The following is a 14,639-nucleotide window of genomic DNA, read 5'->3' as shown; positions in this document are numbered from 1 at the left end:
GCTCATGTTGAGATACCCCGAATGAATTTACTTATAGGTCAACCATGAAGTAGCTACACAATCCTTATTGGCACTAAATCGAATCCACCGAGCTTGAAAATCAGGGGCGAAGGTATAGGTAAAGGTTTCCTTGGGTTTCAGCTCCACTTCTTTAAAAAGTAGCCAAGGCCCATGGCCAATTGGTTCTATTTCAATTTTAAAGCGTATTGTCTCATTGGATTCATGTGAAATCACCAATTCTTTCTTATCATAAAAGCCGATTAGGTATGGATCTGAGACAATATTGGCCTTGACAGATGTATTTTTCCATGGTCCTCCTTGACCGCTAGGCTTACCTAATTTCCAAAGATCATCTATCGTTCCAGCCCACACTCTAGCCTTACCATCTTTCGAAGTGATGATATGTTCATTCCCTTCAGTTTGTTTATCAATTCCAGTCATCACTAACAAGCCACGATAAGATGTATAATCATGTATCGAAAAGGAATGAGAAGCCACAGGTCTGATTTTGGCATATCCATCTGCATTTTCTGCTGGGAGTTCATAAAATGTACCATGGGCATTCATTAAGTCACGCTCCGTAGCTACTTCCCTACAAATACGCATCGAAGCTGCATGGGTTTTAGCCGTAAAGGCCTCTTGGCCCTTGGGCAAACGCCATCTTCTACCTGCATCATCAATTACTAACACAGAGGCCTCATCGACAGTAATGGCATCCTTTGAAATAACGAATTTAGATCGAATGAAATCAGCTGTTTTAAGGTCTTCTTTTCTGCTTAAATTCATGGCACTATCCAATTCATAATAACCTGATTCACTGAACTTCCCATTGGAAAAATCACCAGCTAAAAGACCTAATTTTCGACGTTTATCCCCTAGGGAATACAATAGTCCACCCTGGTAATCCTGTTGACCAACAGGACTTAGTCCTTTGAAATTTGGCTTAGTTCCTGCCACCCAACGAGTAGCATCGGTATAATTGAAATTAACTGTTGCTGTGGTGTTTTTATTGGTTTTTACCCGAATCCATTCACCTTTTTCTGTGGGTAGAAATGAAATATGGCTTGACATACCTGCTTTCACTAGAACTGAACGGAATGTTTTCCAATTTCCTTTCCCGGTTATATCCAGCTCAAAACTGAAGGTTACATCTTCCTGACCTGCATTTTGGATCCATGCCATGCGTTTTTCCCAACCAGCAAATAAGAAAGGCTCCGAGCTGACATTCGCCTCTATATTTTCAGATAACCAAACCGCACCTTGTGCTGTATTGGGACCTAATTGGTCGGGCATTTGCACCGAAGTGAACCATAAATTTGAATTGGATTCGCCGGGACCTTCTATATTTCCCTTGGCTTTACGTTTGTTTAAAAATTCCTTTTGAGCCGAATCATCGCATCCAAAAACCAGGACATCTTGCCAACGGGTAAAATCACCGATGACCTTCAAATATGCAGATCGGGGACGAAGTCCTGCCGTATTCAGGGAGCTGAATGTGGATGGAAAATGCCAAAACATCCCATGCATAGTCATCAAATAATCTGGCTTTTCTGGAGTACCCACATCCCGAATTCTAGGCCATTCTGTATTCCAACCATGTGCTCCATCATAACTATGGCTAGCTTTGGGAAGTCTAAAAAATGTCCAAGTTGAATGATCTCTGACACCCAATATGACCGATTTATGGTCCCAGCCTGTTACCCAAATAGGGTCTGTTTCTGGGTGCTTATTACCATGAATTCCGCCAGGGCCTGTAACTTCAACAAATTGATTTCGACGGATAATCTTCCAATCTCGACCGTTCCATTCAGCTAATACGCCAGATTCTATATCAAATTGTTTTAAGGCTTTTTCACCAGACTCTCCGTTATTAGAATAAACCATGACACCTTGACCCGAATAAAGTCCTTTTCCATGGGCGCCAGGCAATAAAGAACTACTCGAGTTATTGGCAGTGTTCGATTTTTTGACTTTCAAGTTGCCATCCTCATAGAGCATTTGGGTACTCAGATTTTTAACATCTAATTCATAAAACCCTTCTTCCATAGTACCCAAAAGCAATTTATTTTGAGGGTCTACCAGCGACCTGGCTAAGCCCGTATACCTTCCAGGTGCCTGTGTATATGGAATTGTTCGTACACCACCTTGGGCATTGATGGCATAAGGGCCTATGAATAATTGATTGCTTTCCCGGTGAATCATCCGATTAGCCGGGGTTCCCCCAATACTCTCAGGTCTTATTTTCCGATGAAGTTGGGGACTGATTTCATATAATTTATCCGTTGAACCAAAAGGTAAATGCGGCCCATAAGTTACCACCCAAAGTCGACCTGCCCAAGGCACCACTGCACCAGTACCGCATTCGCCTTCACCATTGTAATAAGCCAAATGTGGGTAAATCCCACTGAATTGACGGTAATCTGATTTAATTTGAGCAGTAAGATCACAGCATAAAAAGACCCAACATGTGATCAAAGCTGAATTAACTATTTTCATTGGGGTTGTAATTATTTCTTATGGACAAGCCTCTTGAACCTGGTTTATTGGAATATGCTAGCCTGTTAAGCTCGCTCGGTTCCTGGCTTTCTCATTAAATCATGTAATTGACTTAAATAATGGGTATACACACCCCTTGGGTCAGTCGATTTTTTTATGCAAATGGAGGCTGCCTTTCCAACAATTTCACCCATCATACCACAGGTTTTCATAACACGTACAGGACCAAGGCCAGATTTTGATACACTGATACAGCGACCAGCCATGAAAAGATTTTTGATGTTTCTACTGTATAGAGTTCGATACGGAGCCCAATAAACCTCTCCATATTGGTATTCTACTCCGCGGGTATAATCAGCCACAAATTCATTGTTTTCAAAACCGGATTGAAATTCCTTTTTAGGAGAGTGTAAATCCACATGCCAAGAGCAAGGGAAAGCAGGATCTTCAAATTTTCTTTGTTTTTTGAAGTCCTCGGCATCTAAAATTATATCACCCATCAATCGCCTGGACTCTCTTTTTCCAGCGATAAAAGCCGACCAACCCAGTCGGTGTTTGGGATACATTTTATCCACATTTTTGATCACATCCCAGGCACCGTACATGGCTCTAAAATTATGGTCACGTATCAATTCGATTTGATTTACCTGATCTTTATTGAAGCCACTCTCCCAATACCACATATTGGCAAAAGACTGCAATCCTTCCTTACCGAAAGTCTTCACTCCTTTTCTACCTGGAAATGGTTTGTCGGATAAATCAAGGGCCCAAGGGCAACGCGGAAATGGTTGATTATAATCTCCTACATCACATTTTAGCGCTAGAGCACTTTTATCTTTACATTCACAAGCCAGTACTTCCTCCTTGTTGGTGGCATCTAATACATTGAATAAATTAGTGCTTCCCATCAAGTTTTCCACCTTGTACTCAAAGTCTGCACCTGCCTTAAAACCGATGGAGGCATCACCCGTACAATCGGCAAATAGCTTACCTGTCAAACGATATTGTCGAGATGTAAGCGTACTTTGAATAAGCAATGATCGAATAGCATCAGCCTCTGTTTCTACTTTAATTACCCGATGATTCAGCAATAAAGTTATGTTAGGCTCTGATTTGACAACCTTCAGTTTACGAGCGTCATCATAATAATTGGCTGCCACCCCATTAAATACTTGTCCATTCCCTTTGACAATAGGAGGCAAAATTTCATTAACGATATCACCTACATGAGGGAATAAATCTTTGTTGGTATGCCCCTCTGGCCAAACCCGAACTTCTGAACTTCCATTTCCACCCAGGACAGGTCTATCTTGCACCAAAGCCACCTTAACTCCATTTCTAGCCGCTGCAATGGCCGCACAGGTTCCAGCCAATCCTCCTCCAGATACGATTAAATCAAATTGACCCCCATCTTCTGGATTTTCAGGTAAACCCAATAATTGGCGACGAAATTTCGTCAAAGCCTCTACGTCATTACTTGGTTTAAACTGAGAATCTTTACAGAACAAAATGGCCTCACAGCGGCCTTCAAAACCTGTTAAATCATGCAAGGCAAGATTGGCTTTGGTTCCCACATTCACGATTCCTCCATCATGCCAATGCCAAGTGGCACTTTTCGTACCAAAAGTTTCTTTGAGCGCCTTTCCGTTAATCTTTAATTGGAACTTTCCGGGAGCTCCGGGAGCATTCCATGGCGCTACCCAGTCCCTAGTTCTAACCCAAACCCGGTACTTACCCGCACTTGGAAATGTAATATCCGTAGTAGCATCTTGAACTGGAATTCCAAGGCCATGAGCTAATAAATAGGGGGATCCCATTTGCTCCATGGATTGCTGATCTAATTCCCAGCCACCGTGATGAGCAAATTGCTCTGCCTCCACAAATACAAATTCTTGAGAAACAGATTTAGATTTATTGGGGGCAGCTAATGACCAATGACTAGCCAATAAGGCAAGGCTTGTATTGCCCATAAAGCCCATAAACTCTCTCCTTTTCATATTTTCAAATTCAATAAAACCGATGCTAAATGATTTAAAGTAAAATTATTTCAAAATATACTTGGAAAGATGATATAATAAAAGAGGTCTAGGCACTTATCTTAGTTTTTAGCAGGTGGACAGCAGGGTATTTTCATTTTGCTGCGGCACGTTCAAAACGGTCATTGATGGTCCTACCAAGTCCCTGATTGGGCAATCTTTCCACGATGATCAAATCAACCCCTTCTTTTTCCAATTGATGTAAACTATCATACATATTGGCCGCTGCTTCTTTAAATGTTCCTGAAGGAGCAAGTACTTTATTGACACTCACTTTGGGGCTATCAATTTTCACTTGATTAAACCAGAGCATTCCTACCTTCTTATGTTGAACAGCGCTCAACACAAATAAAGGTTCATAACTAATGATTAAATCACATAAAGGGGAATAATGCTTTTTACTTCTACCGGGTGATATGTGCGTGGAATCAAAGGCCGTACGATCTGAAATCCTTCCTACAAGCGCTTCAATCTCCTCAATGGAAATTGCACCATGTCTTAACAAGAGCACATTATCCCCCTCAAAAGATAGTATGGTAGATTCTACTCCGGCAGTACAATGACCTCCTTCCAATATGGCCATTTGTGGAAAATAATTCTCCACATGTGACGAGCGAGTTGGACTTATACGATTATAAGGATTGGCACTTGGGGCAGCTATTGGAAAATCAAGCATATTCAAAAGCTCCAAGGCTTTTTCATGGTTTGGTATCCTTATTGCTACGGTGGGTTGATTTGAACTTACTTTATCAGAAACTAGCTTATTTTTGGGCAAAATAAGTGTCAAAGGTCCTGGCCAAAAACGACTTGCTAAGAGCTCCGCTTTTTTAGGAAAATCCAACACCAGGCTCTTGGCTAGTTCGATGGACTTCACATGAACAATTAATGGATTCGAATTGGGTCTTTTTTTAGTCGAAAAAATTTTATCGATAGCTTGTTCATCAAAAATGTTGGCGGCTATTCCGTACACGGTTTCAGTGGGAATTCCTACGACCTCTCCTTGCTCTAGCTGCTGTTTAATTAATGTTAAATCTGTTGTAATCATTCCTATTTAAATAACAATTGCGCAAAGTTAAACAGATTATTTCTCCAAACCGGCCATGTATGCCCACCAGGATATTCGCTATAGCTATATTTTATTTTTAGTTCGTCAAAATGCCCCATCATTAACTGGCAGTTTTTAAAGGCAATATCTTCCTTTCCGCCCATTGAAATCCAAAATTGTTTTAGATTATTATTGACCAAAAGCGCATTGTTTTTTAAAAACTCATATTGATTATTCGCTATTTCATTTTGCATAGGATTAATCCATCCTGAGCTGAAAACGCCCAGATATGAAAATTTATCGGTATGCTTTATGCCCGAATACAAGGTATGAATGCCCCCCATGGATAAACCAGCCAATGCCCGATGAGAGGATGAAGTATTTATTCGATAATTTTTCTCAACAAAGGGAATGATGGCATGCTGTAATTCCAATTCAAATTTTTTCAATCCTGACTCATCCATGGCGTTTGCTCCCACATTGGCGTCAGGCATTACTACCAACATAGGTTTCGCTTGTTGGGACGCTATTAAATTATCCAAAATCAAATCTGTTTTACCTTGCATACTCCAGCCTGATTCATCTTCACCGCCTCCATGAAGTAGGTACAATACCGGATAGGTCTCCTGCAAGTTGACATCATATCCCGGAGGGGTATAGATGTACATTTGCCTCCAAGAATTGGTCACTTTAGAAAAATATTTTTTTATGCGGATTTCCCCATGTGGGACATCCCTAAGGGCATAATAAGCCCCTCCCGAGAAAGGAATTTCTATGCCACTGGCCATTCGACCCATGCCATAAAAGGTTTTGCTTCCTGGATCGGAAATGGATAAGCCGTCCATGATGAGTGAATAATAATGAAAACCCGGGCCAATCGAATCGGTGGTCACTGTCCAGAAACCTTCATCGTCTTTCAGCATGTCATATTTCTTTCCCAAATTCACTTGAAGTTTGTTAGCTTCCGGAGCTTTAACTTTAAAAATCACTTGATGATTTGGAAGTATTTGAGGGTAATTCGCATTGCGGACATTACTTGTAGCGGTGGCACCTACCACAGGATATTTAGGGAAAGAGGTCTCATCTACTGGTTTAAAAATTAGTTGGGAAAACATAAATAAGCCATTCTTCCAAACCTTAAAATCATGAACTCCTGGCTCAATGAAGTAAATATGAGGTAGGGATTTTTTATTCAAATAATCATGTAAACGATAAGTAAATGAAATCAATCCATCGTTTGCCCCGCAGGAAAGAAACAAAAGTTTAACCTTATTTTTGAAATCAGCAGGATTCGGAACTAATACCTCCGGGCTTTTGGTATTTGGGGCAGAAGAAAAACCTCCGATCCAGGAAAATCGATCTAAATTTCCCAATCCAAAATTCAAAGATTGCCCCCCGCCCATCGATAAGCCAGCAATAGCCCGGTGCTCTCTATCTTTTAAAACGGAATAGGATTTTTCAATAAAGGGGATCAAATCATTCAGTAAATCTTGTTCAAAATGAGCAAATGCTTGGACTTTATCTGGCGCCATGATATTCCCCACAGCTCGATCGTCCTTCATGGCTCTTCCATTCGGCATTACCACAATCATGGGCTCAATTTTACCCTCAGCGTATAAATTATCCAAAATATGCTGTGGGCTAGCTCCATTTAACCATTCTTTTTCATCTCCTCCTATGCCATGCAATAAATACAAAACTGGGTATTTCTTATTTTTCACATAACCCGGTGGAGTGTAGATGATGGCCTTCCTAGGATTACCAACTGTTTTAGAAGGATATGAAATAGAATCCAATTTTCCATGGGGAATTTTTTCACGAAAAACATCAAATCCGGCATGGGCGGGCTTGATTATCTCCTGGGCATGGGCAGAGAAAGCCAAAAGTAAAAAGCTCAAAAAAGAAATGAATGTTTTTTTCATGATGGATAAGTACTTGAATCTAGGTGTAAATGGAGTATTACTTAAGAAATATAGTAAGTAGTATCTAAGGATACGATTTATTCAGAAATAGTAATATTTCCAAATTGAAAATTTCTATCTAGGATTTTTAACAGTTTGGGTAGCTAAAAAAGAAAAGACCACCCTGCATAGGGTGGTCTTTTAATATTCCATTTATTCTAATCTTACTTAGGCAATACTACTGAATCAATAACGTGTATTACACCATTACTTGCAGTTAAATCAGTAGCAACTACCGTGGCGGTTGAACCATTCTCATCTGTCAATATCACTTTTCCATTGTTCAAGGAAACCTTTAAGGTAGCTCCACTAACAGTTTTAATACTCAAAGATCCTTTGGCATCGCTAATAGCTTTTACTACAGCAGCAGCATTCAAATTACCTGCCACTACGTGGTAAGTAAGAATTTTAGCTAATGTAGGCTTGTTTTCTGCTTTTAATAATGTTTCAACAGTTCCTTTTGGCAACTTAGCGAAGGCATCATTTGTTGGAGCAAATACAGTAAACGGACCAGCACTTTGTAAAGTAGAAACTAAATCAGCAGCTTTAACTGCAGCTACTAGTGTTGTGTGGTCTTTTGATCCGATGGCTAAATCAACTACTGTTTTTTGAGCAGATGCTGAGATAATAGTAAATACAAAGGCGGCAATGGTTGAGGCAATAATTTTAAATTTCATGGTAAGTTTGTTTAAGTACCCTCTTATAACATCAATAAATAGTAATTGTTTTTAAATCGATGGAAATGACTGTTTACTATTTAAATGATGGCATATTTACTTCCATCATTATTTATATATTTTATCTAATCCATTAAATCTAGAAAGCGACTAAACAATTTGTTCAAAAAAATGTTAACAAAATACAATATTTAACAACAGAACAAATTGAAAGCACCAGTAACATACGATTTAGTGATTATTGGTGCTGGGGCTGCTGGTCTTCAATTGCTTTATGAAACAGTGATTTCAAGTAGCCATAATCCTATACATATTTTACTAATTGATTCAGGAGATCGCTCGTCTAAAAGCTGGTGTTTTTGGCAAAATAAACTTGCCGTCAGCTTTCCATTTTTAGTTGAAAAATCATGGAGCAAAGTCGCCTATCGTTATCAAAACGGGCATTCAAAAAGTCAATTGATAAACCCATTAAGCTATAATTACATTTCCTCTGAAACCTTTTTTTCCTTTTTCTTTGAGGAATTTATCCCCAAGCATAGCAACATTTCGCATCAGATTACCCAAGTTACTGATGTTGAGAAAATGGAGGATTATTTTCTCATTCATACCCTAAATGGTCAAATTTTCAAGGCATTAAAAATTGCTGATTCTAGGAATACAACGAATGGAAACCATGCTATACAACAGCAGTTTTATGGTAAGTTTATCCAATTTGATGAAGATATTTTAGATGATTCTACAGCTACTTTAATGGATTTTAGTCTACCTACAACCCAAAAAAGATTAACTGTATTTCATTACCTTTTACCATTTTCCTCCAACAGAGCTTTAGTGGAAACTACTGCCTTCAGTCTTGACCCCTTTGACCGTCCATTTTTTGAGGAAACTTGGAATACTTATATGAAGCAAAATTTCGCGGGTCGTTCATATCAAGTACAAAATATTGAAATTGGACAAATACCCATGAGCCTTCATGACTCTTTGGATCAAGAGGATAAGTGGTTCAAAATTGGAATAGCTGGAGGCAAGATTAAATCAACCACTGGATACGCATTTACCAAAATGCATCAAGATGCGATCAGCCGTAATGCCAATCAAAAAATAAAAAGTAATTCTCGATTTCAATTTTATGATGCCATTTTATTACATATCATACAAAATGATATTAATCAAATTCCATCCATCATGGATCAATTATTTAAGAGTAATTCATTTTTGAAAATTTTGACTTTCCTAGATGAAAAAACTAGCCTCTGGGATGAGGTAAAAATATTTGCTAGGTTAGATATCTTTTTATTCTTGAAACATTTTCTAAAATCACGAAAATGGACATAATGTGGCGATTTTCTGGGGTTATATTGGTTAGCATTTACTCTCTTTTAATGCTTCTATTTGGAAAACTTCCTATGGAGTTTGATTATTTTTTTAGCATTACACTACTTTGCTTGCTGGGAGTTTCCCATGGTGCTGGAGACCATTTGATTGCTCAAAAACTGTCTACTATTTTAGGATATACATTCCATTTAAAGTTATTTATCATGTATTATGTAGGAATCATGATCCTATACCTAATTGGGTGGTTAGTATTTCCTTATCTATGTTTTTTAATTTTTATAGGAATTTCCATTTTTCATTTTGGGGAATTGGAACATCATTCCCCTTCTGCCAATCAGACAGATAGCCTACCTAAAATTCTTGAATTTTTACGAACAATAAGCCTGGGAACAGGGATTTTGTTATGGATTTTAATGAGTCATCAAGACGAAATATCAAGCATTCTAGTAGAAATGAAAATTCCTTTGGATAGGATTCATTTCATTCATCCAGCTTGGTCATTAATTTTCTTGGCCCTTGGATTTTCCAAAACGCACATTCAATCCTATTTAAACACATGCATTACTTTGTTTATAGGTACATATATTCCATTAATACCTGCATTTATATGTTATTTTTCTGGTTGTCATGCTATATATAGTCTTCGATCCATGTCAAAATTTTTAGAACTTCCCATTCTCCTACTTTTGAAGAAATTAATTCCATTTAGTTTGACAGCCCTACTTTTAGGTGCAGTTTTTGTTTTCTTCTTCATGAAGCAGGTATTGTTTGGACCCATATTTATTTTTTTATCTGTATTAACCCTTCCTCATTTTATACTCATGCATATGCTTGTAAAGGCTCCAAATGCATAAAATTGTAACTTTTTAATTTTTTTTTTAAATATTTTTACTCAATCCAAAACAATTAATTGATTATCAATGTTTTAAGTGAGAATTTAAAAAAAATACTTATGGAAACTTTAAACATTTTATTGAATGGCACACTAGCTGCCGGCGATTACATTGGATTTACGTTTTTTACTGGTTACATGTCCATGTTAGCTGCCTCCATTTTCTTCATCGTGGAGAGAGGTACTGTAGATGACAAGTGGAAAACGTCTTTATTAATTTCAGCCCTAATCACGTTCATTGCGGCAGTACATTATTACTACATGCGTGGAGTTTGGTTAGAGCAAGGAGTTTCTCCAACTCAATTTCGTTACATTGACTGGACATTAACTGTACCATTAATGTGTATTGAGTATTACTTAATTCTTAAGCCAGCTGGTGCTAAATCTGGCATGTTATCTCGTTTGATCTTAGGATCTATTGTGATGTTAGTGGCTGGATACATTGGTGAAGCAGTGGTACCAGAGCAAAACATTCTTTGGGGACTAATTTCTACACTTGGATGGGCTTTAATCATCTATGAAATTTACATGGGTGAGGCATCTAAATTAGCTGCAAGTTCAACCAATGACCATGTAAAATCTGGTTACAAAGTAATGCGTTGGTTTACATTAGTAGGTTGGGCTATCTATCCAATCGGATACATGATGTTGCCTGGCAACTTATTAGCAGGTTTTGCAGAAGGAGCCGATTTAGCCAAATCTTCTCCTGTAGATTTAGCCTACAATATTGCTGATGCCGTGAATAAAATCGGTTTTGGATTGGTTGTTTACTCGATAGCTAAAGGAGCAACAGCGAGTGCAAAATAATTAATTTCACACAAACTTGATAGTTCTAAATTATCTAGCATTGAAAACTCAAAACCCCATCATACGATGGGGTTTTTGCATATAAATACATTCTTGAAATCTAGGTTTAAATACCCAGTAATTCCAAGACTTTCATAGATTCATGATTTCTATTTAAATTTCAGCCTTGAACCTAAAAAACCTATGAAAAAATATTACCTAATTTTCCTCTTAATCTTTGGGTTTCAGTTCCTTCTAATCGCTCAAAAATCACGCCCTAATGTCATCATTATTTTGGTCGATGACATGGGATACAGTGATATTGGAATCTTTGGGTCGGAAATCAAAACACCCAACATTGATTTATTAGGCAAAAAAGGGGCTGTTTTTACGCATTTTTACAATGCAGGTAGATGCTGCCCTAGTAGAGCTTCCTTACTGACTGGCATGTATCCACATCAAGCTGGGATGGGTGGCATGGTGATTACGGGTGATTATGATCGAAATAAAACAGGGTCATATCAAGGATTTTTGAATGTCAATACACCCACCATAGCCGAGGAATTAAAAAAGAATGGATATGCCACTTACATGGCAGGGAAATGGCATGTTGGGGAGAAAAAACCTGACTGGCCTAATCAACGAGGTTTTGATCATTTTTATGGTTTAATTTCTGGAGCCAATAGTTATTACGAATTATTACCCAAACGCCAGCTCATTGAAGACAATGAGGCTTTTGCTCCACAAGGCAATTACTATTTTACCGATGCTATTTCAAACAAATCAGTATCCTACCTTCAAAAAAACAAAACCACCGGAAAACCCTTCTTTCTTTACGTCGCCTATACGGCGCCACACTGGCCCATTCATGCCCCTCAAGACTTGATAGATTCGTATAAATCGCTTTATACCCGTGGATGGGAAGCTCTACGTCAACAACGTTTTGAGAAACAAAAAAAACTTGGGCTCAACTTTAGCCAAGGAGAATTACCTGCCTCTGACCCGACTCTAGTATCCTTTGAGAAGGAAGCCGATAAAAATAGTTGGATAGAAAAAATGGCGACCTATGCTGCCATGGTCGATAAAATGGATCAAGGAATTGGTAAAATTATTCAGGAGTTAAAAGCTAGCGGCACTTTTGACAATACCCTTATCTTTTTCTTATCAGATAATGGTGCTTGTCATGAAACATTGGATGATCGCTCATCTAAAGACCTTGGCACAGCAAAATACAATGCCTCATTGACAGCAAAAATTGGTGCACCGGGTAGTTATACCACCTACGGAAAAGAATGGGCTTATGCAAGTAATACTCCTTTTCGCATGTATAAACATTGGATGCACGAAGGTGGAATAGCTACTCCTCTCCTAGTTTCTTACCCCAAGGAAATTAAAAAAAGCCTCCAAACCGACCAATTAGGCCATATCATGGATATTTTTCCTACCATCATGGATATTACCAAAACCAAAACCTCCCTAAACGTAGAGGGGAAAAGTTTAGCCCCCATTTTTAGACATCAGAAACGAGATGCTCAACCCTACCTAGCATGGGAACATTTTGGAAATAGGGCCATTAGAGAAGGTGATTGGAAGTTAGTTTGGGACAATGAAATTAAAGAATGGGAATTGTATAATATCCGTAAGGATCGAATAGAAACGAAGAATTTGGCTAAGTCAAATCCAGAAAAATACCAACACCTCCTAAGCAAATATGCGGAATGGGCTAGTAAAATGCAGGTGAAATAATAAAAACAAGAAGGCACTTTGTTGTATTTCTATCTCCCAAAAACCCAATTCCTCAGCTAGGTTCCTTTAAAACCAACGATTCTTTTTTCATTTTAATAGGATCCCCCCAGGTATAAAACATGTAGCATCAATTTTGGTTAATTAAGTAAAAGCCAAACTTTGGGTAAAGAGCGCATTAATGTTTTATGGTTTAAAAGGGATTTAAGGTTCACCGACCATGAACCACTATACCGTGCATTAGACCAAAAATATCCTGTCTTACTCGTATATTTTTTTGAACCCTCCCTGATTCAATATCCCGATAGCGATTTACGACATTGGCGATTTATCCATGAATCCTTAGTGGAAATGCAAGGCCGATTGGAGGACAGAAATGGACAATTATATATTTTTCATCAAGAGGTGATCCCTGTTTTTCAAGAATTACTTCAGCATTACTCCATTGAAAACCTTTATTCACATGAGGAGAGCGGAAACGCCTTAAGTTACCAGCGCGACAAAGAAATGAAGGTATTTTGTCAGTCGGCAGGTATAAATTGGCAAGAAACGCCAAACAATGGGGTAATTCGCCGATTAAAATCAAGAAAAAATTGGCAAGCTCGCTGGGAGAAAAGTATGACTCAAAGGCCTTTTTTGGTACGAGAAGATCATTGGAACTTGGTAAAATTACCCTCCGAACTTTATGAAAGTCTCCGAGGAGAGGACCTTCCACAAGAATTTAAAATAAGAAATACCCATTTTCAAGAAGGGGGAGAATATTGGGCTTGGAAATATTTAAAGAGTTTTGTGCAATCTAGACATTATGGGTACTGTCAATCCATCAGTAAACCTGAGGCCAGCAGACGTGCATGTAGTCGAATATCTCCCTACCTCAGTTACGGCAATTTAAGTATGCGCATGGTTTATACCTTTACTAGGCAACATAGCAAAGACCCTAGCAGCAATAAGCGATCCCTACAAAATTTCATTTCTAGATTACACTGGCACTGCCATTTTATTCAAAAATTCGAAGATGAATGTCGCATGGAATTTGAGGCCATCAATTTGGCCTATAATCAAATAGACAAACCCATCCGCTTAGATTATATACAGGCTTGGCAAGAAGGGAAGACGGGAATTCCTTTAATAGATGCTTGCATGCGCTGTGTGGTAGCGACAGGCTATTTAAATTTTCGCATGCGCGCCATGGTAGTTTCCTTTTTCGTATTTAACCTTTGGCAAGACTGGCTTCATTTAGCGCACTTTTTGGCAAGGCAATTTCTAGATTACGAACCTGGCATTCATTATCCCCAAATTCAAATGCAAGCCGGGATTACAGGAATTAATACGGTTAGAATTTACAACCCCATTAAAAACTCATATCAGCATGACACAGAGGGTATATTTATAAAAAAATGGCTTCCTGAATTAAAAAATATCCCGAACGAATTCATTCATGAACCTTGGAAACTCAGTGAACTGGATCAAGCTTTGTATCAGGTTAAGATTGGGGTTGATTATCCATATCCCATAGTTGATGTAGAAAGTTCAAGGAAATTAGCCGCAGATAAAATTTGGGGAATACGAAAGACAAAACTTTCCAAAGAGGAAGGTAGCAGAATACTCAGAAAACATGTCAATAAGTCCTCAAAAGACAGTTAATTCACACAAACTATCCTTAGCCAG

At 38.4% G+C, this 14,639-nt stretch carries 10 protein-coding genes; 5 read left to right on the top strand and 5 right to left on the bottom strand.

Annotated elements, in window-relative coordinates; translation table 11 throughout:
• Window positions 1-27: 27 nt before the first annotated feature.
• From ACST15_RS09775 to ACST15_RS09755, 5 genes are all read right to left on the bottom strand, one after another.
• Complete coding sequence (locus ACST15_RS09775; protein WP_459454473.1) at window positions 28-2,496, bottom strand: hypothetical protein; 2,469 nt, start codon at window positions 2,494-2,496, stop codon at window positions 28-30.
• A gap of 65 nt (window positions 2,497-2,561) precedes the next feature.
• Window positions 2,562-4,493 carry an FAD-dependent oxidoreductase gene (locus ACST15_RS09770; protein WP_459454472.1) on the bottom strand — a complete coding sequence of 644 codons (1,932 nt, stop codon included), beginning with the start codon at window positions 4,491-4,493 and terminating at the stop codon, window positions 2,562-2,564.
• 133 nt (window positions 4,494-4,626) lie between these two features.
• Window positions 4,627-5,577, bottom strand: coding sequence for an L-threonylcarbamoyladenylate synthase (locus ACST15_RS09765; RefSeq protein ID WP_459454471.1), 951 nt, complete (start codon window positions 5,575-5,577; stop codon window positions 4,627-4,629).
• Between the two features lie 2 nt (window positions 5,578-5,579).
• On the bottom strand, window positions 5,580-7,499 hold the full coding sequence (locus tag ACST15_RS09760) for an alpha/beta hydrolase-fold protein (RefSeq protein WP_459454470.1): 1,920 nt from the start codon (window positions 7,497-7,499) through the stop codon (window positions 5,580-5,582).
• Between the two features lie 203 nt (window positions 7,500-7,702).
• Window positions 7,703-8,215, bottom strand: coding sequence for a fasciclin domain-containing protein (locus tag ACST15_RS09755; protein ID WP_459454469.1), 513 nt, complete (start codon window positions 8,213-8,215; stop codon window positions 7,703-7,705).
• Between the two features lie 207 nt (window positions 8,216-8,422).
• Here ACST15_RS09755 and ACST15_RS09750 point away from each other — a divergent pair, with 207 nt between their 5' ends.
• From ACST15_RS09750 to ACST15_RS09730, 5 genes are all read left to right on the top strand, one after another.
• Window positions 8,423-9,550, top strand: a complete 1,128-nt coding sequence (locus tag ACST15_RS09750) for a lycopene cyclase family protein (RefSeq protein ID WP_459454468.1) — start codon at window positions 8,423-8,425, stop codon at window positions 9,548-9,550.
• Complete coding sequence (locus ACST15_RS09745) at window positions 9,541-10,404, top strand: beta-carotene 15,15'-dioxygenase, Brp/Blh family (RefSeq protein WP_459454467.1); 864 nt, start codon at window positions 9,541-9,543, stop codon at window positions 10,402-10,404. The genes ACST15_RS09750 and ACST15_RS09745 overlap by 10 nt, the downstream gene beginning before the upstream one ends.
• Before the next feature lie 98 nt (window positions 10,405-10,502).
• Entirely contained in the window at window positions 10,503-11,249 is a 747-nt protein-coding gene (locus tag ACST15_RS09740) for a bacteriorhodopsin-like (protein WP_459454466.1), read from the top strand.
• Window positions 11,250-11,432: 183 nt separating this feature from the next.
• On the top strand, window positions 11,433-12,974 hold the full coding sequence (locus ACST15_RS09735) for an arylsulfatase (RefSeq protein ID WP_459454465.1): 1,542 nt from the start codon (window positions 11,433-11,435) through the stop codon (window positions 12,972-12,974).
• Between the two features lie 159 nt (window positions 12,975-13,133).
• The gene (locus tag ACST15_RS09730; protein ID WP_459454464.1) at window positions 13,134-14,615 is read left to right on the top strand and encodes a cryptochrome/deoxyribodipyrimidine photo-lyase family protein; all 1,482 of its coding nucleotides are present in this window, start codon (window positions 13,134-13,136) and stop codon (window positions 14,613-14,615) included.
• Window positions 14,616-14,639 lie beyond the last annotated feature (24 nt).

It is taken from the genome of Aquirufa sp. Wall-65K1 (genome assembly GCF_054558475.1).
The sequence above is the reverse complement of the archived record's forward strand: the minus strand, read 5'-3'. Positions and strand labels throughout refer to the sequence as shown.